At 59.7% G+C, this 26,168-nt stretch carries 28 protein-coding genes; 10 read left to right on the top strand and 18 right to left on the bottom strand.

The window, feature by feature from the left end; all coding sequences use genetic code 11:
* The first annotated feature begins 79 nt into the window (after positions 1 to 79).
* On the top strand, positions 80 to 1,342 hold the full coding sequence (locus tag BY454_RS04425) for a 6-phosphofructokinase (protein WP_104415593.1): 1,263 nt from the start codon (positions 80 to 82) through the stop codon (positions 1,340 to 1,342).
* Positions 1,343 to 1,417: 75 nt separating this feature from the next.
* Here BY454_RS04425 and BY454_RS04420 read toward each other — a convergent pair whose 3' ends face one another.
* Positions 1,418 to 1,672 carry a GrxA family glutaredoxin gene (locus tag BY454_RS04420; protein WP_104415592.1) on the bottom strand — a complete coding sequence of 85 codons (255 nt, stop codon included), beginning with the start codon at positions 1,670 to 1,672 and terminating at the stop codon, positions 1,418 to 1,420.
* A gap of 113 nt (positions 1,673 to 1,785) precedes the next feature.
* On the opposite strand from BY454_RS04420, the gene BY454_RS04415 reads away from it, so the two are divergent.
* Positions 1,786 to 2,220: a YqaA family protein gene (locus BY454_RS04415; protein WP_104415591.1), complete on the top strand. Its 435-nt coding sequence runs from the start codon at positions 1,786 to 1,788 to the stop codon at positions 2,218 to 2,220.
* An 8-nt stretch (positions 2,221 to 2,228) separates the two neighbouring features.
* Here BY454_RS04415 and lipB read toward each other — a convergent pair whose 3' ends face one another.
* The 10 genes from lipB to BY454_RS04365 form a co-directional block, all read right to left on the bottom strand.
* Complete coding sequence (lipB, locus tag BY454_RS04410; protein WP_104415590.1) at positions 2,229 to 2,879, bottom strand: lipoyl(octanoyl) transferase LipB; 651 nt, start codon at positions 2,877 to 2,879, stop codon at positions 2,229 to 2,231.
* Positions 2,879 to 3,148, bottom strand: a complete 270-nt coding sequence (locus BY454_RS04405; RefSeq protein ID WP_104415589.1) for an HP0495 family protein — start codon at positions 3,146 to 3,148, stop codon at positions 2,879 to 2,881. The genes lipB and BY454_RS04405 overlap by 1 nt, the downstream gene beginning before the upstream one ends.
* Before the next feature lie 43 nt (positions 3,149 to 3,191).
* Positions 3,192 to 4,355, bottom strand: a complete 1,164-nt coding sequence (locus BY454_RS04400; RefSeq protein ID WP_104415588.1) for a D-alanyl-D-alanine carboxypeptidase family protein — start codon at positions 4,353 to 4,355, stop codon at positions 3,192 to 3,194.
* Between the two features lie 58 nt (positions 4,356 to 4,413).
* Positions 4,414 to 5,325 (bottom strand): septal ring lytic transglycosylase RlpA family protein, encoded by a 912-nt coding sequence (locus BY454_RS04395; RefSeq protein ID WP_104415587.1) that lies wholly within the window; start codon positions 5,323 to 5,325, stop codon positions 4,414 to 4,416.
* 108 nt (positions 5,326 to 5,433) lie between these two features.
* Positions 5,434 to 6,564, bottom strand: a complete 1,131-nt coding sequence (rodA, locus tag BY454_RS04390; protein WP_104415586.1) for a rod shape-determining protein RodA — start codon at positions 6,562 to 6,564, stop codon at positions 5,434 to 5,436.
* A complete protein-coding gene (mrdA, locus tag BY454_RS04385; RefSeq protein WP_104415585.1) occupies positions 6,564 to 8,453 on the bottom strand; it encodes a penicillin-binding protein 2 in 1,890 nt (629 codons plus the stop codon). The genes rodA and mrdA overlap by 1 nt, the downstream gene beginning before the upstream one ends.
* An 8-nt stretch (positions 8,454 to 8,461) precedes the next feature.
* The gene (gene rlmH / locus BY454_RS04380; protein ID WP_104415584.1) at positions 8,462 to 8,932 is read right to left on the bottom strand and encodes a 23S rRNA (pseudouridine(1915)-N(3))-methyltransferase RlmH; all 471 of its coding nucleotides are present in this window, start codon (positions 8,930 to 8,932) and stop codon (positions 8,462 to 8,464) included.
* A gap of 2 nt (positions 8,933 to 8,934) precedes the next feature.
* On the bottom strand, positions 8,935 to 9,282 hold the full coding sequence (gene rsfS, locus BY454_RS04375; protein WP_104415583.1) for a ribosome silencing factor: 348 nt from the start codon (positions 9,280 to 9,282) through the stop codon (positions 8,935 to 8,937).
* Positions 9,283 to 9,351: 69 nt separating this feature from the next.
* Positions 9,352 to 10,002 (bottom strand): nicotinate-nucleotide adenylyltransferase, encoded by a 651-nt coding sequence (gene nadD / locus BY454_RS04370; protein ID WP_104415582.1) that lies wholly within the window; start codon positions 10,000 to 10,002, stop codon positions 9,352 to 9,354.
* A gap of 4 nt (positions 10,003 to 10,006) precedes the next feature.
* Positions 10,007 to 11,263, bottom strand: coding sequence for a glutamate-5-semialdehyde dehydrogenase (locus tag BY454_RS04365; protein WP_104415581.1), 1,257 nt, complete (start codon positions 11,261 to 11,263; stop codon positions 10,007 to 10,009).
* Between the two features lie 144 nt (positions 11,264 to 11,407).
* On the opposite strand from BY454_RS04365, the gene BY454_RS04360 reads away from it, so the two are divergent.
* The 3 genes from BY454_RS04360 to BY454_RS04350 are packed head-to-tail and all read left to right on the top strand — an operon-like array spanning position 11,408 to position 14,705.
* Complete coding sequence (locus tag BY454_RS04360; protein ID WP_104415580.1) at positions 11,408 to 12,259, top strand: GGDEF domain-containing protein; 852 nt, start codon at positions 11,408 to 11,410, stop codon at positions 12,257 to 12,259.
* Positions 12,256 to 13,254, top strand: coding sequence for a GGDEF domain-containing protein (locus tag BY454_RS04355; protein ID WP_104415579.1), 999 nt, complete (start codon positions 12,256 to 12,258; stop codon positions 13,252 to 13,254). The genes BY454_RS04360 and BY454_RS04355 overlap by 4 nt, the downstream gene beginning before the upstream one ends.
* Positions 13,251 to 14,705, top strand: a complete 1,455-nt coding sequence (locus tag BY454_RS04350) for a phosphatase PAP2 family protein (RefSeq protein WP_104415578.1) — start codon at positions 13,251 to 13,253, stop codon at positions 14,703 to 14,705. Before BY454_RS04355 ends, BY454_RS04350 begins: the two co-directional genes overlap by 4 nt.
* A 13-nt stretch (positions 14,706 to 14,718) precedes the next feature.
* On the opposite strand, the gene BY454_RS04345 is transcribed toward BY454_RS04350, so the two are convergent.
* Together BY454_RS04345 and BY454_RS04340 are read right to left on the bottom strand one after the other, a co-directional pair.
* Positions 14,719 to 15,312: an LON peptidase substrate-binding domain-containing protein gene (locus BY454_RS04345; protein WP_258075560.1), complete on the bottom strand. Its 594-nt coding sequence runs from the start codon at positions 15,310 to 15,312 to the stop codon at positions 14,719 to 14,721.
* A gap of 22 nt (positions 15,313 to 15,334) precedes the next feature.
* A complete protein-coding gene (locus tag BY454_RS04340; RefSeq protein ID WP_104415576.1) occupies positions 15,335 to 16,588 on the bottom strand; it encodes an HDOD domain-containing protein in 1,254 nt (417 codons plus the stop codon).
* Positions 16,589 to 16,735: 147 nt separating this feature from the next.
* Between BY454_RS04340 and ilvD the strand changes: the two genes are divergently transcribed.
* Complete coding sequence (gene ilvD / locus BY454_RS04335; protein WP_104415575.1) at positions 16,736 to 18,571, top strand: dihydroxy-acid dehydratase; 1,836 nt, start codon at positions 16,736 to 16,738, stop codon at positions 18,569 to 18,571.
* Positions 18,572 to 18,671: 100 nt separating this feature from the next.
* On the opposite strand, the gene BY454_RS04330 is transcribed toward ilvD, so the two are convergent.
* Positions 18,672 to 19,775 (bottom strand): AI-2E family transporter, encoded by a 1,104-nt coding sequence (locus BY454_RS04330; protein WP_104415574.1) that lies wholly within the window; start codon positions 19,773 to 19,775, stop codon positions 18,672 to 18,674.
* 144 nt (positions 19,776 to 19,919) lie between these two features.
* Between BY454_RS04330 and BY454_RS04325 the strand changes: the two genes are divergently transcribed.
* The 3 genes from BY454_RS04325 (at position 19,920) to BY454_RS04315 (ending at position 22,252) form a co-directional block, all read left to right on the top strand.
* Positions 19,920 to 20,258, top strand: coding sequence for a hypothetical protein (locus BY454_RS04325; RefSeq protein ID WP_374953536.1), 339 nt, complete (start codon positions 19,920 to 19,922; stop codon positions 20,256 to 20,258).
* A gap of 94 nt (positions 20,259 to 20,352) precedes the next feature.
* Positions 20,353 to 20,601, top strand: a complete 249-nt coding sequence (locus tag BY454_RS04320) for a hypothetical protein (RefSeq protein WP_104415572.1) — start codon at positions 20,353 to 20,355, stop codon at positions 20,599 to 20,601.
* Between the two features lie 142 nt (positions 20,602 to 20,743).
* The gene (locus BY454_RS04315) at positions 20,744 to 22,252 is read left to right on the top strand and encodes a DEAD/DEAH box helicase (RefSeq protein WP_104415571.1); all 1,509 of its coding nucleotides are present in this window, start codon (positions 20,744 to 20,746) and stop codon (positions 22,250 to 22,252) included.
* 25 nt (positions 22,253 to 22,277) lie between these two features.
* Here the strand turns inward: BY454_RS04315 and BY454_RS04310 are convergent, their stop codons facing one another.
* From BY454_RS04310 to BY454_RS04295, 4 genes are read right to left on the bottom strand one after another with little or no spacing between them, the layout of a single operon-like run.
* On the bottom strand, positions 22,278 to 22,793 hold the full coding sequence (locus tag BY454_RS04310) for a dihydrofolate reductase (protein ID WP_104415570.1): 516 nt from the start codon (positions 22,791 to 22,793) through the stop codon (positions 22,278 to 22,280).
* Between the two features lie 23 nt (positions 22,794 to 22,816).
* The gene (locus BY454_RS04305) at positions 22,817 to 23,656 is read right to left on the bottom strand and encodes a thymidylate synthase (RefSeq protein ID WP_104415569.1); all 840 of its coding nucleotides are present in this window, start codon (positions 23,654 to 23,656) and stop codon (positions 22,817 to 22,819) included.
* The gene (gene lgt / locus BY454_RS04300; protein ID WP_104415568.1) at positions 23,656 to 24,441 is read right to left on the bottom strand and encodes a prolipoprotein diacylglyceryl transferase; all 786 of its coding nucleotides are present in this window, start codon (positions 24,439 to 24,441) and stop codon (positions 23,656 to 23,658) included. Before lgt ends, BY454_RS04305 begins: the two co-directional genes overlap by 1 nt.
* Positions 24,442 to 24,451: 10 nt before the next feature.
* The gene (locus BY454_RS04295; RefSeq protein ID WP_104415567.1) at positions 24,452 to 25,249 is read right to left on the bottom strand and encodes a sulfite exporter TauE/SafE family protein; all 798 of its coding nucleotides are present in this window, start codon (positions 25,247 to 25,249) and stop codon (positions 24,452 to 24,454) included.
* Positions 25,250 to 25,351: 102 nt separating this feature from the next.
* Between BY454_RS04295 and BY454_RS04290 the strand changes: the two genes are divergently transcribed.
* Positions 25,352 to 26,125, top strand: a complete 774-nt coding sequence (locus BY454_RS04290) for an NRDE family protein (protein WP_104415566.1) — start codon at positions 25,352 to 25,354, stop codon at positions 26,123 to 26,125.
* The last annotated feature ends 43 nt before the right edge of the window (positions 26,126 to 26,168 follow it).

Here is a 26,168-nt window from a genome sequence, read left to right as displayed (position 1 = left end):
GATGATCTGATCATGAAAAACCGGAACGTTTGGCGTATCATCTGCGCCATTGTCGAACCAGCAGGAGGCTTACCCCGTAATGGCCATCAAAAACGCATTTTACGCTCAGTCCGGCGGTGTCACCGCTGTTATTAACGCCAGTGCTTGCGGTGTTATCCAGACAGCGCGCAAACACCCGGACCAGATTGGCAAGGTGTACGCCGGTCGTAACGGTATTATCGGTGCCCTGAAAGAGGAGCTCATTGATACCAGCCTGGAATCCGACGACGCCATCCAGGCCCTGATACATACGCCCGGCGGCGCGTTTGGCTCATGCCGCTACAAGCTGAAGAACATCAGCGAAAACCAGCGCGAATACGAGCGTCTGATTGAAGTGTTCCGGGCCCACGACATCGGTTACTTCTTCTACAACGGTGGCGGCGATTCCCAGGATACCGCGTTCAAGGTTTCCCAACTGGCCGAAAAAATGGGTTATCCGATCACCTGTATTGGTGTGCCCAAAACCGTCGACAACGACCTGCCGTTCACCGACTGCAGCCCGGGCTTCGGTTCCGTGGCCAAGTACATCGCCACTTCCACCCTGGAAGCCAGCCTGGACATCAAGTCCATGTGCGACACCTCCACCAAGGTCTTCATCCTGGAAGTGATGGGCCGCCACGCCGGCTGGATTGCCGCCTCCGGTGGCCTGGCCGGTGAAGGCGAAGGCCAGCCGCCACACATCATCCTGTTCCCGGAAGTGGCGTTTGACCGCGAGAAATTCCTGGCCCGTGTTGACCAGTGCGTGAAGGATTATGGCTACTGCGTGGTGGTGGCCTCGGAAGGCGCCCAGTACGAAGACGGCCATTTCGTGGCCGATGCCGGCGCCAAGGACGCCTTCGGCCACACCCAGTTGGGTGGTGTTGCCCCTGCCCTGGCAAACATGGTCAAACAGGCCCTGGGCCACAAGTATCACTGGGCGGTCGCCGACTATCTGCAGCGCTCGGCGCGCCACATTGCTTCCGCCACCGACGTGGAACAAGCCTACGCCGTGGGTGAAGCCGCCGTGGAAATGGCACTGACGGGCAAGCAGGCCCTGATGCCGACCATCGTGCGCGAACAAGCCAGCCCCTACCGCTGGTCCATCGGTGAGGCCAACCTGAGCGAAGTGGCCAACCAGGAAAAGAAAATGCCAATCCATTACATCACCGATGATGGCTTCGCGATCACTCAGGACTGCCGGGATTACATGAAGCCGCTGATTGCCGGCGAGAACTTCCCACCATTTGAAGGCGGTCTCCCCAAAGTGGCGAAGCTGAAGAACCAGTTGGTGGAGAAGAAGCTGAAAACCGACTTCGAGCTGTAAGTACCCGTTTTCAGCCCAATAAAAAGCCCGGCCATGATGCCGGGCTTTTTCGTATCAAAAACGTGCCTTGTCCGCTTACTGAGAGGTCTCCGCCTCGTGCCGGCGAACATACGCGGAAAACTCGTCAAAGCCGCCCACATATTCATCGCCCACCAGAATCTGCGGCACGGTATGCACGGGCTTGCCAATTTCATCAGCAATGTCCTGCTTGCTCATGCCCCGCTCAATCATATCGATCCAGGTAAAAGGAATGTGCCTGGACTCGCACAAATTCTTCGCCATCACACAAAACGGACAGCTCGTGCGGCCATAAATGGTTACTGTTTCCATACATGCTCCTGAGACAGATAAGTGTTTAAGATAATACCGAGATAGTGCCAGCCCTGACGGAGAATGGAAATTAGCACTTACCATGACAATGATAGTGCTTTACGATTCCTCGCATGAGCTATCTCACGCTTTTCCTGACCGCCTTTGCCGCAGCAACCTTGCTGCCGGCCTATTCAGAAATACTGCTCGGCACTCTCGCCAGCCAGGATTACCCTCTGTTCTGGCTCTGGTTCTGGGCAACGGCAGGCAATACGCTGGGCTCGGTCGTTAACGGCATTATTGGCCGCCAGGTGGATCGCTTCAAGGACCGGCGCTGGTTTCCAGTCAGCGAGACCCAACTGCACAAGGCCCGGAACCGGTTTAATCGCTACGGTCAGTGGTCGTTATTGCTGGGCTGGCTGCCCATTGGTGGCGATGCGCTGACCCTTGTAGGTGGCATCATGCGGGTGCCCTGGCTGAATTTCGTGATCCTGGTAGCGATCGGCAAAGGGCTACGCTATGCCTTCGTCATCTGGGTGGTGCTCAAAGCCGGCGCAATGGCCACCTGAGGGGCAGCCTAAAGACTGGACGGGCTGTCGGTGCAGTGAATAACCTGCTCATGCCCCAGGCGCTGCACCAGTTCCTTGACCAAACGACGTTCCAGATCGGCCACCGTGGCGCCAGCCTGAAAGTCACGGACCTGACACATAGCCATGCCGGCATAACCACAGGGATTGATACGACTGAACGGCTCCATGTCCATATTCACATTGAGCGCCAGCCCGTGGAAAGAACAGCCCCGGCGCACCCGCAGCCCCAACGAAGCAATCTTGGCGCCATCGACATAGACCCCTGGCGCGTCCGGCCTGGGTGCGGCGTCAATACCAAGACCGGCCAGCGTGGCGACGATAGACTGCTCAATATCATCCACCAGCGCACGCACGCCCTGTTTGCGACGGGTCAGGTTGATCAACAGATAAATAACCAGCTGTCCGGGGCCGTGATAGGTCACCTGACCGCCCCGATCCACCTGCACCACCGGAATATCCCCCGGTAGCAGGATATGTTCAGCCTTGCCGGCCTGCCCCTGGGTGAACACGGCGGGGTGCTCCAGGCACCACAACTCGTCCACCGTGTCTGCATCGCGGGAGGCGGTAAACGCCTTCATTGCTTCCCAGGTTTCGGTGTACGGTTGCTGCCCCAGGGACCGGACGATCAAATCTGGCATCAAAGCACCATGTGCACGCGGCCACTGGCCTTGAGGTCTTCAAACAGCGCCTTGAGCTGCCGCTCCCCTGTCGCCACGATCTTCAGCTGGACCGAAGAGAACCGGCCCTTGCTGCTGTCGTTGACGGTGATATCGGTTTCAGAGATTCCCGGGGCATGTTGCTCTACCACTTCCACAACAAACTCGGTGAAGTCCGGCGCGGCGTTGCCAATCACCTTGATCACATAATCACAGGGAAACTCGATTTTTGGGGCTTTCGGCTCAGTCATGCCGCATTTTTCTCCCGGTCACCGGCTAACAGCGCCGACAACCTCAATTAAACAGTTGTACAAAGAACAGTTTGATGGCGTCCCACAGACGCTTGAACAGGCCACCTTCGGGCACTTCAGTCAGCGCCAGGGCCGGCTTGTCCACCAGGGTTTCACCATTGAGCGTGACCGACACCCGGCCGAGCTCGTCCCCCACATTAATGGGCGCTTTAATGACAGAATCAAGGTCCACCACCGATTCCAGCGAATCCCGCGAACCGCGCGGAATGGTCACGTAGACGTCTTCTGCCATCCCAACAGACACCTGATCCTGCTCGCCACCCCATACCCGGGTATCGACCAATTCCTGGCCGGCGCGGAAAAGCAGCTCACTCTGGTAATAGCGGAAGCCGTAATTCAGCATCTTCTGGACTTCCTGCGCCCGCGCGTCGGCGCTGTTGGTCCCCATGACCGTGGCAATCAGGCGGGTATTTTCGCGTTTGGCGGAAGCCACCAAGCAGTAGCCGGCTTCTTCGGTATGACCGGTCTTCAGGCCGTCGACGCTCTCATCGCGCCAGAGCAGAGTGTTGCGGTTAGGCTGACGGATATTGTTGTAGGTGAAATGCTTTTCCGCATAGAGATCATAGTTTTCCGGGTAATCCTGAATAATCGCTTTGGCCAGCAGCGCGAGGTCATAGGCGGTGGAATAGTGATTTTCGGCGGGCAGGCCCGTGGCATTCTCGAAATGGGTGTTTTTCATCCCCAGCAGCTGTGCCTGCTGGTTCATGATGTCAACAAACGCACCCTCACTGCCGGCAACGTACTCCGCCAGAGCCACGGAGGCATCATTACCCGACTGGATGATGACCCCTTTGAGCAATTTTTCAACCGACACTTCCGTGCCTTCCTGGACAAACATGCGCGATCCCCCCGTGCGCCAGGCTTTGACGCTGATCGGCACCATATCCGACAGGGAAATGCGCCCCTCGTCCAGCTCACGCTCAACGATATAGGCGGTCATCATCTTCGTCAGGCTGGCGGGAGGCAGACGCTCATCGCTGTTCTCTTCCATGATGATGCGACCACTCAGCGGGTCCATCAACACCCACGAGCTGCCGGCGACCTGAGGAGGCGACGGGATCAAAACGGACTGAGCCGAAGCCTGGGCTGCCAGGAATGTCAGTGAAAGCGCCAGAAGAAGTATGCGAGTGATCATCTTGAAAGCCATTGGTTGTGTCATTGGTTGTCGGGTTGAATTGCGTCTTCTACCTGCATCCAGGTGTTGTCTAGTGGGAATCGGTAAGAACAATGGTCTGACCAAACCCCAGTGACTCCAGAAGAGTCTGAGCGTAGCGCGCTTCGCTTTCATTCGGGAAAGGCCCTACCTGGACCCGATGGAATCGGCCTCGCTCCGTGCTTACTTCCCTCACACGTATGGGACTGTCCACCAAATTCTGCGCCCGCGCCAGTAAGGCCCGGGCAGGATCACGGTTGCTGAAGGCGCCCAACTGGACAAACAGGGCCTCACCCGACAGCATTTCGTCGGAAGACTGAACCTGTTCACCCTCCCCGGTTTCCATACCCGCATTAAGTGGCGGGGTGACTGCGCTTTCTGATGCAGGCTCCCAGGGCTCACCCGCCAGGTACATCGTACCGTCCGGGCGAACGGTAATCGCCGCCACTTCCACCCGGGCGGTTCCGTGGTCATGGTAACCCAGTTTTTTTGCCGCCGCATAAGACAAATCGATCAAGCGATTGGCGTGAAACGGGCCGCGGTCATTCACGCGCACAATCACGGAGCGACCGTTATCCAGGTTGGTTACTTTCGCGTAACCCGGGATCCGCAGGGATTTGTGCGCCGCCGACATGGCGTACATATCAAAGACTTCGCCATTCGATGTCTTATGGCCATGGAATTTTTCACCGTACCAACTGGCGATTCCACGCGCCACATAACCATCGTTACTGTCCAGGACCCGGTAAGATTTGCCCCAGACCGTGTATGGCGACTTATTGCCCGCCGTCTGCGGCGCCTGATAGCGCGGAACAGCATCGGCCAGACCGCTGGCATCAAAGCCCCCGGCCGGGGCCCGGTCCTGTTTCAGGGTGTAACGGGCCGAATGGTCGGTTTCCGGTGAACTGGCGCAACCAGCCAGGGTCATCACCGCCAGCAGCAGTGCGCCCCATTGTTTTGCCATTAACCACCTGTTCATTCGCAACCCGCTATTCACTATTGGTCAGCCCATACTGACAGGTCGTATTGTAACGGGTTCCGGACAAACTTCGCCATTACCGGCCCGCCATGATCAGGCCGCAATCATGCGACGATGGGTCTGGATCGACATCAGTATGCCAAAGGCCGCCAGCAGCGTGATGGCCGAGGTGCCGCCATAACTGATCAGCGGCAAGGGTACGCCAACCACGGGCAGCAAACCACTGACCATGCCGATGTTGACGAACACGTACATGAAGAACGTCATCGACAGGGCGCCACCGAGCAGCCGACTGAAGGAATCCTGGGCAGTGGAGGCGATGTAAAGGCAACGCAGGATAATCAGGAAATACAGGGTGATGAGGATCAGCATGCCAATAAAACCGAACTCTTCGGCCATCACGGCAACGATGAAATCGGTATGACTCTCGGGCAGGAATTCCAGGTGTGACTGAGTGCCCTGCAGCCACCCCTTGCCATCCAGGCCTCCCGAGCCAATGGCGGTCTTGGACTGGATAATATTCCAGCCAGCGCCCAGCGGATCGCTCTGTGGGTCCAGCAGCGTCAGAACACGCTGTTTCTGGTACTCCTTCATCACGAAAAACCACATCAATGGCGTTGAAACCGCCACGATGGCAAAAAAGGCCGAAATCAACTTCCAGCTGATGCCGGCAAAAAACACCACAAAAATACCGGCAGCCCCGACCAGCAGCGAGGTACCCAGATCCGGCTGCAGAATAATCAACGCCATCGGCACCAGCACAATGACCAGCCCAAGCATAACCCTGGAGAAGGTCGGCGGCAGATAGTAACGGGAAAGGTACCAGGCCGTGGCCATGGGCACGACCATCTTCATGCCCTCGGAGGGCTGAAACCGGGGTAGGCCGGGAAGGGACAGCCAGCGCTGGGCCCCCTTGGCGCCAATCCCCACCAGCAGGACCGCCACCAGGCCAGCCAGGCCAGCCAGGTACAACCAGGGTGCCCAGCGGCGGAACACCGCAGGATCAAGCTGCGCCAGGAAAAGCATCACCCCAAGGCCAATGCCAAACCGGATGGCCTGGGCCTTCACCACCATCAGGTTACGGTCCGCGCCGCTATAGAGAATGAACAGCCCACCGGCCATCAGCACTATCAACAGCAGGAACAACAAAGGATCGATGTGCAGCATGGTCCAGATGCTGCGTTTGCGGATCAGGTCTTCACCGCCTTCTTTGACTCCCAGCATCAACGCTCCTCCCCGGCATCGGCCGCTTCAGCTGCCGCCCGATCCTCCGCCGGGAGCTCTTCCAGCCAGGCATCAAACAGCTCCCTGGCGACTGGCGCTGCTACGGCGCTGCCGCCACCGCCATTCTCCACAATCACCGCGACAGCAATCTTGGGATCCGTAGCCGGGGCAAATCCCACAAAGAGGGCGTGGTCGCGCAAACGCTCGCGGACATCTTCAGCCTCATACTCCGCCCCTTCGAGACTGAACACCTGGGCGGTACCCGTTTTACCCGCCATCCGGTAATCGGCCCCGACACTGGCGCGACGCGCTGTACCACGACGACCATGCATCACCTCTTCCATGGCATCAACCACGTACTCCCAGTCATCCGGGTTCTTCAGCTCAAGCGGCTTGTGGGTGCGTTCGGGAAGAAACTCCTCAACCGGGCGGTCCCCCGGGATGTCCTTAAGCAACCGTGGCTCCACCCATTCTCCTCGATTGGCAATGAGCGCCGTCGCAGTGGCTAGCTGAAGCGGCGTCGCCAGGAAAAAGCCCTGACCAATACTCATGTTGACCGAGTCCCCCGGGTACCAGGGCTGGTCCCGGTGGGCGCGCTTCCATTCCCGTGACGGCAGAATCCCCTCGAGTGCGCCAGCCACATCCAGAGTGGCGTCTTCGCCAAAACCGAACGCCGACAGATAGTGATGCATGGTGTCGATGCCCATATCCACCCCCATCTCATAAAAGTAGACGTCGCAGGACTCGGCCACCGCCTCGACCAGGTCGACCCAGCCGTGACCAGTGCGCTTCCAGTCCCGCCAACGACGACCGTTATCATTGAGCTGATAATAGCCAGGGTCATAGATTTTCCTGTCCCGAGTGGTCGCACCGCTGTCCAGCGCTGCCACAGCCATCATCGGCTTGATCGTTGAGCCCGGCGGGTATTGGCCACGCAAGGCCCGGTTAAACAGCGGCTTGTCGATACTGGTACTGAGCTCACGATAAGCTTTGGCGTCAATCCCGGTGACAAACTGGTTGGCGTCGAACGAGGGTACGCTGGCCAGTGCAAGGATGCCGCCAGTCGACGGTTCAATGGCAATGATCGTGCCCCGCTGCCCTTTGAGCAACTCATGAGCTTTGCGCTGAAGCCGCAGGTCAAGATGCAACTGGAGATCTTCACCTGGTGCCGGATTTTCCCGTTCCAGCACCCGCAGGATTCGGCCACGGGCGTTCGTCTCAACGTGCTGGTAACCCACCTTGCCGTGCAGGACATCTTCGTAAAAACGCTCGATGCCCGATTTTCCGATGTAGTTGGTGCCCGCGTAGTTGACCGAATCAATGCGCTGCAGCTCTTCCCGGTTGATGCGCCCGACATAGCCCAGGACATGGGCGGTCAACTCACTGTAGGGATAGTGTCGAACCAGTTCGGCTTCCACTTCCACACCGGGGAATTCATGTCGGCGCACAGAGACCTTGGCAATCTCTTCCTCGCTCAGGTTGTAACGCAGGGGAATAGCCTCGTAGGGGCGCCGATATTCTCCCAGGCGGCGTCGGAAACGCTTCAGATCATCCTCGGAAATGGTCACCATGTCCTGCAGACCTGCCAGCGTGGCCTCCATGTCGTCCACCCGTTCAGGCACAACGGTGATGCTGAACACCGGTCGGTTCTCGGCCAGCAGTACGTTATTGCGGTCGTAGATTAGCCCCCGGGGCGGCGGTACGGATTGCACCTGAATCCGGTTCTTGTCTGAAAGCGTGGCGTAGACATCATGCTCGACCACCTGCAGCTGGTACATGCGGCCCAGCAAGCCGCCAAGCACCAGCAGCACCAAGACCAGCATCACCAGCGCCCGACGCTGGAACAGCCGACGCTCGCCCGCCGTGTCCTTGAACTCACCCCACGCCATAAACGCTCCTAGGCCCGGTGGTAAGGGTGATTGCGGGTGATGGACCAGGCGCGGTAAAGCTGCTCAGCGAGCAGGATGCGCACGAGGGGATGGGGAAGTGTCAGGGGCGACAGAGACCACTGCTGATCCGCTCTCTGCCGACAGGCCTCTGCCAGTCCGTCCGGCCCACCAACCAGAAAGCTGACATCCTGCCCGTCCAGTTGCCAGTTCTCCAATTGGCTGGCCAGTTTTTCCGTGGACCATGGGCGCCCTCCCACTTCCAGGGCAACCACGCGATCACGCTGGCCAACGGCGGCCAGGATCGCGTCGCTCTCTCGCTGCATCAGCCGGGGAATATCCGGGTTCTTGCCGCGATGAGCCATGGGGATTTCGGTCAACTCCAGGGACAATTCCGGCGGCATCCGACGCGCGTAATCATTGTATCCCCTGGTGACCCAATCAGGCATTTTCTGCCCGACACAGATCAGACGCAGGCGCATAATTATTCGCTGCCGGCGGCACCCACATGGGGGGCATCACGCCAGAAGCGTTCGAGGTCGTAGAACTCCCGGGTGGCAGGCATCATGACATGGACCACCACATCACCAAGGTCCACAAGAATCCAGTCGCTGCCGCCACCTTCCACATTGCTGGCTTTCACGCCTTCTTCCCGGGCGTCTGTCACCACGGAATCGGCAAGAGCCCTGACATGCTGACTGGAAGTACCCGATGCAATAACCATGAAATCGGTGACGCTGGTGCGGTCCCGAACATCAACAACACTGACGTCCTGCGCCTTGATGTCTTCAAGCGCATTGACCACCAGATCTTTCAACTGTTCTGCCTGCATAATTACCCTGTCGTGCGGGCGCTGGCCAGGATGGCCGCCCGATCTATTAGATTCGGCGCAATTGTATCACTAAACCTTGCTGCGGGTGCAGACACCGTACAGCCCTTGTGCGCGAATCGAGTGCCAGACCGAATCGGGGGTGAGATACCGTGGTGAACGACCATCGGCGATACGCTGGCGAATACCGGTGGCCGATATGTCGAGCAGCGGCGGGTCCAGTTCCAGCACCAGGCCACAGGGTTGTTCGTGCAAGGCCTGATGATCGTCGGCCCGCCGGCTTTTCACCAGTTTCTGCGCTTCGCTGCCGGACGGCAGGTCCGCTCCTGATCGACGAACCACCACAATGTGAGCCAGCTCGGGAATGGCCTGCCATTCCCGCCAGCGGTCAAACGCCGCGAAGGCATCGGTGCCCACCACCATGGCCAGGGGTTCATCCGGCCCCAGCTCTTCACGGAGCTGGCGCAGGGTGTCGGCGGTATAGGAAGCGCCGGCACGGCGCAACTCCCGGTCATCCACCCGCAGGGCCGGTTCGCCAGCGATGGCCAACTGCAACAGATCCAGGCGCTGTTGTGAGTCCGCACCGGTATCCCCGCGATGCGGTGGAATATGGCATGGCACCAGGTCAATCGTTGCCACAGACAGGGCATCGCAGACTTCCAGCGCCAGGCGCAGGTGACCATGATGGATCGGATCAAACGTTCCGCCGTAGATAACGTGCATGCAATCAGGTCCGGATGTGGCCGTCGCCAAAGATCAGGTATTTCTGGGACGTCAGGCCCTCAAGCCCGACCGGTCCCCGGGCATGGATTTTGTCGGTGGAAATGCCGATTTCGGCACCCAGGCCATACTCAAAGCCATCGGCAAAACGGGTGGAAGCGTTAACCATGACCGAACTGGAGTCCACTTCCATCAGGAACCGGCGCGCCCGAGTGTAGTTCTCGGTAATGATGCTGTCGGTATGCTGGGAGCTGTAGCGGTTGATATGATCAATCGCCGCATCCAGACCATCGACGACCCGGATCGCCAGGATTGGCGCCAGGTATTCTTCGTGCCAGTCCTCTTCGGTGGCCTCGGTGATGGTATCCAACACCGCGCGGGTCCGCTCGCAGCCGCGCAACTCCACCCCTTTGGCAGCGAACTGTTCGGCCAGTAATGGCAGGATGTCGTCGGCAATTTCACCGTCCACCAACAGGGTTTCCATGGTGTTACAGGTGCCGTAGCGCTGGGTCTTGGAGTTCACCGCCACCCTCAGGGCCTTCTCCGGATCCGCATGGCTGTCGATGTAGACATGGCAGACGCCATCCAGGTGCTTGATCACCGGTACACGGGCGTCACGACTGATGCGCTCGATCAGGCCCTTGCCACCGCGCGGCACAATGACGTCCACGTACTGGGGCATGGTGATCAGTTCACCCACGGCCGCCCGGTCCGTGGTTTTAACCACCTGAACCGCCGTTTCCGGCAGGCCGGCTTCCGTCAGGCCCCGCATCAGGCACTGGGCGATCGCCTGATTGGAGTTAATGGCTTCAGAGCCCCCGCGCAGGATGGTGGCATTGCCGGACTTCAGGCAGAGGCTTGCGGCCTCCACCGTCACGTTCGGACGGGACTCATAAATAATGCCGATGACCCCCAGGGGCACACGCATTTTGCCCACCTGGATGCCCGAGGGGCGATAGGTCATATCGCTGATTTCACCCACCGGGTCGGGTAAGGTGGCCACCTGGCGCAAGCCTTCAATCATGGTGTCGATGCGCGCCGGCGTCAGCTCCAGGCGATCCAGCATCGCCGCATCCAGGCCATTGGCACGACCGGCCTCCAGGTCTTTGGCATTGGCCTGGGCCAGTTCTTCCCGAGCCGCGTCCAGCGCTCGCGCGGTGGCCAGCAGGGCCTGATTGCGCACAGCGGTGGCGGAACGGGCGACTTCTCGTGCGGCGGCTCGGGCCTGTTGACCCAGCTCTGCCATATAGGCTGCAACATCCATTGGTGTACCCTTCATTATCTCTGCGGTTTGCAATTTCGGTCCGTTACTTTACCTTTCGCGTTTCAAGTCCGCACCCCAAAGGCCTATTATAATTGCTGCACGGGTTTCGATATTCAATGGATACGCCAGCAAGGGACCATCACCATGCTCCAGTCGGTCACTAAACCACCGCTGCCCGGCAGACTTTATCAAATTGTCTATCTGGCGCTGACACCGCTGGTACTGGCGGCTCTCTGGCTCGGGCTCTGGTCCTTCAGCTACTGGCTGTATGCCCTGCCCCTCGTCGCCTTCGCCATTTTCCCCGGGGCTATTGCCGCCGGCCTGCTGGCTATCATACTGCCGGCGGCCGTGATCATTACCCAGTGGCATGTCCTCCTGCCCGATCGCCACCAAATGCTGGCCGCCCTGAGCCTGGCCACACTTCTTGCCATGATCCTGGTGTTCATGCGCGAGTACAAATCCCGTCAGCTCCTGCCACTAAGACGCACCGATGAGCTGACCCAGGCCGCCAGCCGGGAATTTCTCTCCGCTGACCTGCACAAGGAAATCCAGCGCAGCGAACGGGAAGGCAGTAACCTGTCCGTGGCCATCCTGGGTCTGGACGGCGCGCCAGGTGAGGCTGTCCCGGAAGAAGACATTCTCGCGATCCTGCCCCGGATTGGTCACTACCTGCACGGGAAACTGCGGGATTTCGACACCTACTACCGAACCGGAAACCTTGAATTTCTGATCATCCTGCCCGGCATGAACACCGCCGAAGCCACACAAACCATCAGCGCCCTTCGCCCGGGCCTGGACCAGCTGATGACAAACCAAGGCTTGAACATGACATCCAGTAGCGGCGTTGCCGGCCTGAATATTGGTGACGACGCCGAAAGCCTTCAGCAAAACGCGGTCAAAGCCCTGCGCCGGGCTCAGCAAAAAAGCGCTGACCGGTCCCAGGCCCTTAGCCACGACGCACACCCGGATAATGGCAGCACGGGAGCCAGACCATGACGGAAACCCGACTCCGAACCTGGACACACGCCGGTGGCTACACCCTGGCCGCCGGGTTTATTGCCATCCTGGCGTTACAGAACCTGCGCTACGGTTTCTACAACCTGTTTTATCTCGGCCTGGCAATGGCGGCTGTTCTACTGGTTGGACTGGCCTATACCGTCATCTGCCGCCGCCACCAACTGTCAGCTCCGGGCCACGCCATCCTTCTGACACTCATCAATGCCGGTCTGGCGGCGACCGTGGTAACCCTTGACGCCCCCGGCATTGGCCACTGGGCCGCGCCGCTGGTAGTACTCAACCTGTTGATCCTGCCCCTGCGACGCGGCCTCCTTCTGTCAGCGGCACTGTTGGTCCCCGTGCTTCTGGTGTCCTGGTTCACCAGCCCCTTGGTAGCTGCACTGAACCTAACCGGCGGCCTTCTGCTCCTGCTGGCCATCACTGCCTGGTATGCCTGGCGTTACGACCATATGGCAGAGTCCGCCAAAGACCTAGCCCTGACCGACCCGGTTACCGGTGCGCAGAACCCCCGTTTCCTGGATGAAACCCTGCAAAAGGAAATCAGCCGGGCCATTGCCACCGGTCATCCCCTGTCGATGATTGCCCTGGACCTGGACCACGCCGAAGAAATCCGTTCCCTGCATGGCACTCGGGGACTGCAAACGCTTTTACGCAACATTACCCGCCAGCTGTTCGACATCATTCGGGCCGGCGACTCACTCTACAGCGGTGATGACGCCATGTTCTTTCTGGTGCTGCCCTTCACCCCGGAAGAAGGGGTCCGGGTGATTGCTGAGCGAATCCGCCGCAGCATCAGTGAGCAGGAATGGCCGGAGGTGGGGCCGGTGGCCATCAGCCTGGGTTGTACCACCCGCAGCAGCGATGACACCCAGGCAGAAACCCTCAAGGCCCGGGCCCTGCAGGCCATGGCCGAAGCTCGTCAACGAGGGGCGGATACGGCCTGGTTTATTCCCGGAGAACCGGCGCAGGCATGACCGGAGACTGGCTGGCCAACATAACAGCCTGGGTAAGCGCCCACCCCGGCTGGCTGACTTTCGCACTCTTCGCCACCGCTTGCATCGAGTCGCTGGCCATCGCCGGCATTCTGGTGCCCGGCGTCGCCCTGCTGTTTGCGCTATCCATACTGGCCGGCAATGGCGGCGTGGCGCTTCCCGAGATTCTCTTCTGGGCGGGGACTGGCGCGGTCGTCGGCGACACACTGAGCTTTGCGCTGGGACGGCTCCTGCAAGGCCGCCTGCATTCAGTCTGGCCATTCAGCCGATACCCACGGGTTGTCGACCGGGGGGAGCATTTTTTCCAGATCCATGGCGGTAAAAGCGTGATCATTGGGCGCTTTGTCGGTCCCATACGCCCGGTGATGCCACTGATCGCCGGCGCCTTCCATATGTCGTGGGCCAGGTTTGTCGCCTTCAACGTGCTGTCCGCCGCTGGCTGGGCCATCGTCTATGTGATGCCGGGATATGCCCTGGGCACGGCCGTCGCCAGCGAGATTCAACCCCCGCCGCATTTCTATCCGGTTCTGGGGGTTGCCGGGGCAACCCTGTTAATCACCTACGTTGTCGCCCTGAGGCTGGGACTGGGCCTGGGAGAAGGCAGCCGGATCTATCGCTGGCTCGAGCAGCGCATGGTCAGCTACGACGCCACCCATCGTTTCTGGCGGCTTTACACCAACGAACGGCCGAGCCGCCGGGGCGAGTTTCCGCTGCCTTCACTGGTCATGGCGGCGGCGGGCGCTGCATTGTTCGCGATTTTAGCCGCGCTGGTATCCCATAGCCCGACACTGGCCAAGATCAATACCCAGGTGCTGGAATGGTTCACTCTGCTGCGCCAACCAGCTCTGGATCTTCCGATGGTGGCCGTTACCATGCTGGGAGACCCGCCCATCCTGCTGGCAGCGGCACTGCTGACGGTTCTGACCCTGGGCTTTCGGGGCTATTACGCTGCTGCTGGCCATGTTGCAGCCGCAGCCGTGGTTACAACGGTCACGGTAATGGCTCTGAAGAGCGGCATTGGCATTCCGCGCCCCAATCTGGTGGCTGAGCCGCCCCAGTCCGGAGGTTTTCCCAGCGGCCACACCGCCGGCGCCACTGTATTCTTCACTCTGGCCGCCAGCTTCGTTGCCGCCGAGGGTCGCAAAAAGCAGCGCTGGCAAACCTACCTGCTGATGTCATTGCCCCTGATACCCGTGGCGCTCAGCCGGCTGTATCTGGGAGTCCACTGGTTCACGGACGTACTGGGCGGATTGCTGCTGGGGCTGGCCATTACCGGCGCCACCCGGGCCAGCTACAGCCGTTATGACCGGGTTGCCCTGAAAGGGGACGTGTTTACCTGGGTCGCACTGGCGTTATGGCTGGGCTTTATTGCCCTGTACTTCACCAGCCACTGGCAAAGCGCCATTGCCGCTTATCGCCCCTGGCCGGGTTAGTCGCCCATCGGCCTCAGGAGCCTTTCAGGTTTTCCAGGAACGCCTGCAGACGCTCCAGTCGCTCCAACGGACTCTGCAACTCCAGCAGGTGCTGCTTCTGATGGCTCTCCAAAGGCAGAAGCTCGCTCAGGCGCCAGCCCACGTGACGTGCATCGTGGTAATCCACGTCCATATCCAGCTCCCGGATGGCGGGGTGCCGGCCCAATGCCTTGAGCACGGATGAGAGCTCGTACAGGTGCTCTGGCACCTCCGCGATTTCTTCAGGCGGCAGTTGCTCCACGTCCCCCAGGTTGAGGCCATCGCTCTGCTGGGCGTTTTTCAGAACCCGGACCTTCCGGTCGCCTTCCACTGTAATGCCCAGCAGGCCATTATCCAGTTGCTGAAAATCCACGATCCGCACATAGGTGCCAATGTCATAGAAGTCGGTCCTGAGTGACACCTCCGTGCCTTCACGTAGCAGGACCACCACAAAACCGCGATCCTCTTTGAGGCAACGAGTCAGCATGTCGAGATAACGGGGCTCGAACAACTGCATGGGAATACGCCCCCCTGGCAGAATTACCGAATTCAGGGGGAACAGCGGAATATCCTTGATCACATGGTTCACAACTCGACAGGCTCCGGCAGCGTTATCGTATCGACAGAAGCTTGTGCACTTCGTCCACTTTTTCACGGGCTTCGCTGAGCAGCTGCAGGCTCCGGGAAGCATTCAGGTCCAGCTCGCCCAGCCGTTGCCAGGCGGGCACCTGCTCAAAAGGCGGCAACTGATCATTCTGGCCACTGCCGATCATCGAGTGCAGCTGGGCCACAATCACCACGTCCGCCAGCTGAGGTTCGGGTTCCGGGCATTCGTGATGCCAGTCCTCGGCGTAGCGGGCCACATCGACAAACGCTTTCGGGAAAGCCCAGTTCTCCAGCACCGCACAACCAATATCGGCACGCAGATCGGCCACAGCATGCCGCAGGTTCTTTTCATCGGCAAACAGCTTGGGGTGGTGCTCGGCCTGGACCAGAATCGGCACTACGCCGATGTCATGCAGCAGCCCCGCCAGCATGGCCTGCTCCGGGTCGATGCGCGTGGCATGCTCTGCCAGCACGCGGGACAATGCCGCCACCTCGCGGGAATGCCGCCAGAGCTGCTCCATGTGAGCCTGCAGGGAGGCACGCCGTGTCTTGAACACCTCTTGCATGGCGAAAACCGTGACCAGCTGACGGGTGGTCTGCATGCCCAGACGAATCACTGCATCGCGAACATTGTGTACTTCGCCAAGGCCCCGGTAGAGCGGACTGTTACAGGCCCGCACCAGCTTTACCGCAATGGCCGGGTCAGCGGAGATCGCCGTGGCGACGTCCCCGGCCGATGTGTCCTCCCGGTCAACGATCCGGCGCACCTTCCAGGCCACATCCGGTACGCTGGGCAAGCGCACCTGGTTGGACCGTAGCTCGGCGTAGAACTCCATCAGCAGATGATTTTCCTCGGTCTCATCATCCACGGCATCACTGGACTGCATCTCGGATTGCAGCGCCGGGGCCGAGCGCAGCATCTGGCCGAGCACTTCCTGCTCCACCACCAGAAACTCGCAGTATTCCACGGCAGTCACGTCATACATTCGTGGCTGCAGGCGGGCGATAGGGTTAAGGGCCTTGTCTGTGCCGGCATCGATGGTCAACTGGCGGCCGTCCGGTGACTCCAGCTCCACCGCCCCCGTGATCAGAAAATACTCCAGCCCATCCCGGACTCCGCGCTCCATAACCCGTTCACCCACATTATGGGTTCGGCGCTCTGCCCGATGCGCCAGCAAGACCAATTGGTCATCCGTCAGGCGATTCAGGGGCTGGAACTGCTTCAGGCGACGCAGCGAGAGGCTTTGCCGGTCTGCCATAGATTATTCTCCGAAAATTGGTTAAAACTCACGACCCAACTGTTACTCAGTGTAAGCGCATGCCACCAAAACAGCCATGCGACCTGCGCCGAATCTGGTATCCTGTGTTTTTTTGACTCACCGCACAGCAAGAGAGAACCGCACACCATGCCTCAGTATCGTTCCTACACCTCCACCGGCGGTCGTAACATGGCCGGCGCCCGTGCACTCTGGCGTGCCACTGGCATGAAGAATGACGATTTCGGCAAGCCGATCATTGCCGTCGCCAACTCCTTCACCCAGTTTGTGCCCGGCCACGTACACCTGAAAGACCTGGGCCAGCTGGTGTGTCGGGAAATTGAAGAGGCCGGCGGTGTGGCCAAGGAATTCAATACCATTGCCGTCGACGATGGCATCGCCATGGGCCACGATGGCATGCTCTATTCCCTGCCGTCCCGGGAAATCATCGCCGATTCCGTGGAATACATGGTCAACGCCCATTGTGCCGACGCGCTGGTGTGTATCTCCAACTGCGACAAGATCACCCCGGGCATGCTCATGGCTGCCATGCGCCTCAACATTCCGGTGATTTTCGTCTCCGGCGGCCCCATGGAAGCCGGCAAGACCAAGCTCTCCGAGCACAAGCTGGACCTGGTGGATGCCATGGTCATCGCCGCCGACCCGTCCGTCTCCGATGAGCAGGTGGAAGAATACGAGCGCAGCGCCTGCCCCACCTGCGGCTCCTGCTCCGGCATGTTCACCGCCAACTCCATGAACTGCCTGACCGAAGCCATCGGCCTGTCGCTGCCGGGCAATGGCTCCCTGCTGGCCACCCACGCCGACCGGGAACAATTGTTCCTGAACGCCGGGCGTCAGATCGTCGAGAACGCCAAGCGCTACTATGAGCAGAATGATGCCAGCGTACTGCCCCGCAGCATTGCCTCCTTCGAGGCCTTCGAGAACGCCATGATCATGGACATCGCCATGGGCGGTTCCACCAACACCATCCTGCATCTGCTGGCTGCGGCCCAGGAAGGTGGCGTGGACTTCACCATGGCCCACATCGACAAACTCTCCCGCCAGGTACCGCAGCTGTGCAAGGTGGCCCCCAACTCGCCGCTGTACCACATGGAAGATGTACACCGGGCCGGTGGCATCATGGGCATCCTGGGTGAGCTGGAACGCGGGGGGCTGATCAATACCGATCTGCCCACTGTGCACAGCAAGACCATGAAAGAAGCGCTGGAAATCTGGGACATCATGCGCTCCCCGTCACCGGAAGTGGTGGAGTTCTATAAAGCTGGCCCGGCAGGCATTCCCACCCAAACCGCCTTCAGCCAGAGCACCCGCTGGCCGAGCCTGGACGGTGACCGGGAAAATGGCTGCATCCGCTCCGTGGCCAACGCCTACTCTTCCGAAGGCGGCCTGGCCGTGCTCTACGGCAACATCGCCCTGGACGGCTGCGTGGTGAAAACCGCCGGCGTGGATGAAAGCATCTACGTGTTTGAAGGCAAAGCCCGGGTCTTCGAAAGCCAGGACGCGGCGGTAAAAGGCATCCTGGACGACGAAGTGAAATCCGGCGAGGTGGTTATCATCCGCTACGAAGGCCCGAAAGGCGGGCCGGGCATGCAGGAAATGCTCTACCCCACCAGCTACCTGAAATCCAAGGGGCTGGGCAAGGAATGCGCCCTGCTGACCGACGGCCGCTTCTCCGGCGGCACTTCAGGACTGTCCATCGGCCACGCCTCGCCAGAAGCAGCGGCCGGCGGAGCCATTGGCCTGATCGAGACCGGCGACACCATCCTGATCGACATCCCGAACCGCAGCATCGACGTCAAGCTCACTAACGAAGAGCTGCAAAAACGCCGTGAGGCACGGGATGCCAAAGGCTGGAAGCCAGAACTGCCACGGGACCGCAAGGTATCTGGGGCGCTGAAGGCCTACGCCCTGCTGGCCACCAGCGCCGACAAGGGCGCGGTTCGCGATCTTGCCAAACTGGACTGATTGCAGCCCCGATAAAAAAGCCCGCCCGGGATTTCCCTGGCGGGCTTTTTTGTGGGCGAGTGGAACAGGCCCTGCCCCTGACGCCCGAGGTAACTGCGGCTCAACTTTCCCTCGTCGACGCATCCTCCCGGGCCGAAACATCGGTCTGAGCCGCCAGATGGGCCTCATGGCCGAACTCCCGAATGAAGATACCCCAGAACGCCATGAACAGGGCCGCGACCAACGGCCCCATCACAAACCCGTTGATGCCAAAGACAACGATGCCCCCCAGCGTGGAAAGCAACACCAGATAATCCGGCATCTTGGTATCCCGCCCGACGAAAATGGGGCGCAGCAGGTTGTCCGCCAGGCCGATAACCACCACGCCGTAACCCGTTAGCACGAGGGCTGGAATTGCCTCCCCTATCGCCGCCAGGTAAAGCGCAACGGGCACCCACACAATAGCTGCCCCGACAGCCGGCAACAGCGACACCACCGCCATCACCACGCCCCACAACAAGGCGCCGGTAATGCCCAGCACCCAGAAAATCAGACCACCCAGCGCCCCCTGAATCACGGCAATCAACAAGTTACCCTTGACCGTGGCCCGGGTTACTTCGGCAAATTTGGCAAACAGTAGACGCTCCCGTTCGTCGCCCAACGGCAATGCCCGGATCAACAGCTCAATCAGTTTCTGGCCGTCGCGGATCAGGAAAAACGTCAGGTACACCATCAACGCCAGCGCCAGGAAAAACTGGAAGGTATTCTGGCCAATGCCCAGGGCCTGCTTGGCCAGGAACTGACTCCCCCCCAGAAACGCGCTTACCGCGCGATCCCTCAACTCACCGAAGTTGACGTCAAACTGGGCGAGAAAGGCCTGTATGGCGGGGAAGGACTCGTTGATCTGGTCGATGTATTCCCCCGGGCGAATTTCGCCTTCCTGTATCTGCTGGTAGACCCCCATCCCCTCGGCGATCAGCGCGGCTCCAAGGCCCAGCACAGGGATCACCACAATAACAATACCGATCGCCAGGGTAATCAGGGCATTCAGGTTGGGCCGATCACCCAACCGCCTCTCCAGCAACCGCTCCACCGGGTGAAAGATCACCGCCATGGCCACCGCCCAGAAAATCGGGCCGAAAAACGGCTTCATCAGCAACACGAAGGCCAGGGAGACTCCAAGCAACATGGCAAGGAAGGTCCGTGTCTCAAGTTTCGCGTACATATTCCAGAGCATCCTGTTTGAGAATGGGCGTAAGGCAAATACCCGATTGGCCACAAGCCTACCACGGTGCTTGCCCGGTGTAGCCAACTTCGGGTTATAGTAGATGGCTGATTGTGCACCAATTAACCAGCCAGGTTGGAACTATTGGAGAATTTTACCGTCGAAACCGCTTTGGAAGCGGCTGCCGAGTTGCAAAAAATACTGGCCGCCCGCACTCATCGCCGCAAGGTGATGGGCCAGGAAGTGGAAGTGCCGGGACAACTGGGCGAAGCTCTGAAGCTACCGACCATCACTCGCCGTCTGAACAGCAAGCAGCAACGCCAGAGAGAGCTGGGGCTGGAAGCATTCGAGGCGCTGTGGCCAACGCTGTCCGGCCATACCCGCCAACAGGTTCTTGATGCCATCGGCTGGTATGACCCGGATGAGCTAGACTGGGAAGACAAACGCTCCAATCGACGGCCAGTGGTCGGTTCGGACGACTGATACGTAGTGTTGAAAGGAAAAACACACGCGTACGGGCTGATACTGACTTTGAAGTGTCACAATTCGCCCGTACTGTTAGCTAAGGAGGATTATCATGACAGACAACAATTACTATACGGCCCTTCTTGCAGAACGTAGCGCCGTACCGACTTTGCTTTGCGGCCATTGCCATTCCATCCTGTCCCGTGCCCGGATTTTCCGGAACCAGGGTGAAAACGAGCAGGACTTTGATTGCAGTGTCCTGGCACTGTGCTCCGCCGACGACTGCGGTGCCGTCAACTGCTGCGACGACGCGCTGGCCCACATCGACAACCCCGAACGTTCCTTCGACATTGCCTGCTGAGTGCAGCAGGCACCGCGTTCCCCGGCAATTACCTATCCAGCCCACCGCATTAAACGTGTTAAAGCCGCGCTAAAGTGACTATAATGCGCTGAAACCATGCATTGTCCCGCAATGCCATACCCTTCGAATACCGAGTACATTCATGTCAGAATTGTCTTTTGCCGAACTGGGGCTGGATCCAGCTGTACTGGAAGCCGTCTCCGCCGTTGGCTATGAAACACCCTCGCCCATCCAGGCGCAATCCATCCCGGCACTGATCGCCGGCAACCACCTGTTGGGCGTCGCCCAGACCGGCACCGGCAAAACCGCCGCGTTCGCGCTGCCGCTGTTGAGCCGCATTGATGCGTCGGTCGCGGAACCACAGATTCTGGTGCTCGCGCCTACCCGGGAACTCGCCATTCAGGTGGCCGAGGCGTTCACCACCTACGCCAGCAAGTTCAGCAACTTTCACGTTCTGCCGATTTACGGTGGCCAGGATTTCTCGCCCCAGATTCGCGGCCTGAAGCGTGGCGCCCAGGTGATCGTGGGCACGCCGGGCCGGATGCTGGACCACTTGCGCAAGGGCACACTGAAACTGGGCAGCCTGAAAGCCCTGGTGCTGGATGAAGCCGACGAAATGCTGCGCATGGGTTTCATTGACGACGTGGAAGCGATTCTGGCCAAGACCCCGGACAACTGCCAACGTGCACTGTTCTCCGCCACCATGCCGCCGCAGATCAAGAAGGTCGCCCAGACCTACCTGAAGAATGCGACAGAAGTAAAGATTGAGAGCGAAACCCGCACGGTTGAGCGCATCTCACAGTTCGTGCTGCCGGTGTACGCGGAGCGCAAGCTTGACGCCCTGACCCGTATTCTGGAAGTGGAACCGTTCGACGCCTCCATTATCTTCGTGCGCACCAAGGCCGAAACCACGCTGCTGGCCGAAAAACTGTCGGCCCGGGGCCATGCGGTCGCGCCGCTTAATGGTGATCTGAACCAGCGTCAGCGTGAAATGACGGTTGAAGATCTCAAGCGTGGCAAGAAAGACATCATCGTGGCCACCGACGTGGCCGCCCGTGGCCTCGACGTGCCCCGGATCACCCACGTGATCAACTACGATGTGCCCTACGACACCGAGGCTTACATTCACCGCGTGGGCCGAACCGGTCGTGCGGGACGCAAGGGCAAGGCAATCCTGCTGGTGACGCCCCGCGAGCGTAGCTGGCTGCGCACCCTGGAGCGAGCCACCAACTCGCCCATGGAACCGTACCAGCTGCCATCGCCGGACGCGCTGCAGAAGATGCGGGTGGAACAGTTCGAACAGCAACTGCTGAGCTTCACCGACGATCCGAGATCCGCCAAGGCCATCGCCCTGCTGGACGAAATTGCCGAGCGCAACGACATGGACATGGCTGCCGTCGCCGGCGCCCTGGCCTGCTGGATGGAAGCCTCCCAGCCGGATTCGCTGCCACTGAAGCAGCCCGAAGCCTTGCCGGAGATTTCCACGGCACCGCGTCGGGACCGCAACGGACCGCCACGGGGCAAGAAAAACTTCCGTAAAGGCCCCCCGGGCAAGAACTTCCGCAAGGGCGGCAAGCCCGGAGGTTTCTCGAAAGGTGGCAAGGGCAAGCCCAACGGCAAACCCTCAGGAAAAGGCCCCAAGCGCGGCTAACACCGCGCCTGTTCAACGCCGTCGGTCAGGCTGACTGGCGGCGTTGGTACACCACGAAACTGTAGTCATAGGGGTTGTTGTCAGACGCCTCGAAATCTTCCCGCCCGATTTCTTCCCACTCGTCCCAGTTCACTTCCGGAAACCAGGCATCGCCGTCCACATCGGCATGCACCAGAGTCACGTACATGCGATCCACCTGGGGCAACGCTTCGGCGTAGATCTGCCCACCGCCGATGATCATGACTTCGTCACTGCCATCGAGTGTGGCCTGGGCTTCGGCTTTGACCAAGGCGGCGTCCAGTGAGTCCGCCGGTGTTGTACCGGTCGGCGCCTGCCATTCCGGATTACGGGAAATCACCACGTTCATGCGCCCAGGCAGAGGTCGGCCAATGGAGTCCCAGGTTTTCCGGCCCATGACGATGGGCTTGCCCATGGTGGCCTGCTTGAAGTACTTCAGATCGCCCGGCAGGTACCAGGGCAGCTTGTTATTCCGGCCGATAACCCGGTTCTGGGCCATGGCCACGATCAGTGCCTTTCTCATTGGTTCGAATCCTGTTTTTTGGCTCAGATGGCAATCGGCGCTTTAATGACCGGGTATGGCTCATAACCCTCGAACTCGAAGTCCTCAAGTTCATAGTCAAAAATGGAGTCCGGCTTGCGCTTGATGACCAGTTTCGGCAAGGCCCGGGGCTCCCGCGTCAGTTGCTCAAAAACAATGTCATCGGTCAGGTGATTCTGGTACAGGTGGCAGTCTCCAAAGGTATGAACGAACTCACCGACGTCCAGATCACACTGCTGGGCAATCATGTGGGTCAACAGCGCATAGCTGGCGATGTTGAACGGCACACCAAGGAACAGGTCCGCGCTGCGCTGGTACAGCTGGCAGGAGAGCTTGCCGTCGGCCACGTAGAACTGGAACAGGCAGTGGCACGGCGCCAGGGCCATGCGGCCTTCGCGGACGTTGTCCTGGGGCCCAATGGTTTCATCCGGGAGCTCGGCCGGGTTCCAGGCGGAGACGATTAGCCGACGGGAGTTGGGCTTGGTGCGGATCTGCTCAATCACCTCGCTGATCTGGTCCACCGTGCTGCCATCCGGGCACTGCCAGCTGCGCCACTGTTTGCCGTAGATCGGACCAAGGTCACCGTTTTCCAGAGCCCACTCGTTCCAGATGGACACCTTGCGCTCTTTCAGCCAGTTGTTGTCGGTCGAACCCTGAAGAAACCAAAGCAGTTCGTAAATGATGCTGCGCAGGTGCACTTTCTTCGTGGTCACCAGGGGAAAGCCTTCATTCAGGTCGAAACGCAGCTGACGCCCGAACACCGAACGGGTGCCCACGCCGGTGCGATCCCCCTTGTCAATTCCGTTGTCGACGACGTCTTGCATCAGGTCGAGGTAGGCTTTCATCAGGCGTTTCTCCGATAAGCAATAAACATAAGCACGGCACCGGCCAGGATCATGGGCAGGGAAAGCACCTGCCCCATGGTCAGCCAGCCAAAGGCAAGGTAACCCAACTGCGGGTCCGGCTGGCGAACGAATTCCACCAGGAAACGGAACACCCCATAACCGATCAGGAACAGACCAGAGACGGCCATTTTCGGGCGAGGCTTCGACGAAAACCACCACAGGATCACAAATAGCGCCACGCCTTCGAGGGCGAACTGGTAAAGCTGGGAGGGATGACGCGCCAAACTGTCGGGCGCCATCGGAAACACCATGCCCCAGGGCACGTCCGTGGGTTTGCCCCAGAGCTCGCCGTTAATAAAGTTGCCAATACGTCCGGCACCCAATCCGATGGGCACCAGGGGTGCTACAAAATCAGCGATGCGCCAGAAGCCGGCATCGGTCTTGCGCCCATACCACCACATAGCCAGCATCACACCCAACAAGCCACCGTGGAAGGACATGCCACCTTCCCAAACCCTCAGCAACCAGAGCGGGTCGGCCAGGAAGGCATCAAAATTATAGAAAATCACATAACCAAAGCGCCCCCCGAGAATCACACCCAGCGCCAGGTAAAACAGCAGATCGCCCACCTGTTGCTCATCAAGCGGCGACCAGGGCTTGTGGCTTCTCATGCGCCCCAACAGCCACCCGGCCAGAAAACCAAAGAGGTAGGTCAGGCCATACCAGTGAATCTGCACCGGCCCCAGGGCAATCGCCACGGGGTCAAATTGTGGATGCTGAAGCATCAATAACCTCTCAGCTCAGAATAAAACGAAGCCCCACAACCAGGAGCACAATAGCGAAGATGCGTTTGAGTAGTTTGGCGTCCAGCCGGTGTGCGAGGTTGGCACCTACCCTGGCAAAAAACACGCTGGTCAGGATAACGCCAAACAGGGCGGGCAGATAGACATACCCCAAGCTGTAATCCGGCAGGTGCGGGTGTGACCAGCCCGTCCACATATTGCCGGCGGCACCCGCCAGGGCAATGGGCAAACCACAGGCAGACGACGTGCCCACGGCCTGCTGCATGCGCACATTACACCAGCTCAGGTACGGGACGGTCAGTGTGCCGCCGCCGATCCCAAAAATGGCCGACGCCCAGCCGATACCGCTACCAGCGACGCCCAGACCCACGCTCCCTGGCACATCACGTCCGGGCTTGGGGTTAACCATGACCAACATTTTCAGCCCCACTGAGATGGCAAAGATGCCGATGACCATCTGCAGCAGGTCGCCGCTCATGAAGGCGACGGTCCAGGCACCGAGAATGGCGCCACCAACAATGCCCACTGTCATCGGACGAAAGAGATCCCAGCGAACGGACCGGTGTTTATTATGCTGCCGGATGGAGGAGAGGGACGTGAACACAATGGTGGCCAGTGAGGTGCCGACGGCCAGGTGAGCGCTGACCTCCTCACTGATGCCCTGAAGCTCGAAACTGAAAATGAGCGCCGGGACAATCACCAGGCCGCCACCGATACCAAACAGCCCGGCCATCACACCAGCCAGAGCGCCCAGTCCCAGGTAACCTGCAAATACCGCTAACAAATCCATAAGTGTCCACACCCGCCTGAGTCAGGGCTGGTATGATACACATCGCATGCGGCGACTTCACTTCACCGTTGCCGTTTCTCAAAACCAGCGCCCGAATGATTTATGTGCCTGATTGCCTTCACTCTTGGTCAGAACCCACACTTCCCGCTCGTGCTCGCCGCCAATCGGGACGAAGTCTTTAATCGCCCAACCCGAGCCATGGACTGGTGGCGGACAGACGACGGCACCCGGATTCTTGCCGGCAAGGACCTGCGCTCCAATGGCACCTGGCTGGCGATTACCGAAGATGGCCGCATCAGCGCCGTGACCAACGTCCGCGAAGGCATGACCGATACCGCGGAACGCTCGCGGGGCGAATTACCCCTGCGCGCCCTGATCGAACCCAGGCACCAACTGTTCCAGAGCCTGAACAACCACGCCAGCCAATACGCCGGCTTCAACCTGATTCAACTGAACGCAGAAAGTGGTTGGTATTATAGCAACCGGGACGCACACCCTGGCCGCAGCATCTACCAGGGCGCTTTTGGGCTTAGCAATCATCTGCTCGAGACCCCCTGGCCCAAGTTGCTGCGCCTGCGCCAGGCCCTGACCAGAACAGTAACCACAGCCGACAACAATGCCGAAAAGCTGCATCGGGAGCTGATAGAACTGTTGCAGGACCCGACACCGGCGCCCGACCACCTGTTGCCGGATACAGGTGTGGGCCTGGATACCGAGCGCCTGCTGTCATCGCCGTTCATTACCGGTGAGCATTATGGCACCCGCGCCACCACTGTCTTCACCATCAGCGCCGAAGGACAGATTCGGGTAACCGAGCAAAGCTGGGGACCCATGGCAGAAAAAGCTGAATGTCGGCAATTTGGCTGGCAGCGATAGCCCTCGGGCTCTGATATAATCCCCGAAAATTCTGCCACCCGAC

This window comes from Marinobacter persicus, assembly GCF_002934325.1.
In the GTDB taxonomy this organism is placed as follows: Bacteria; Pseudomonadota; Gammaproteobacteria; order Pseudomonadales; family Oleiphilaceae; genus Marinobacter; species Marinobacter persicus_A.
Note: the sequence above shows the minus strand (reverse complement) of the source record. Positions and strands in the feature narration are given on the sequence as shown.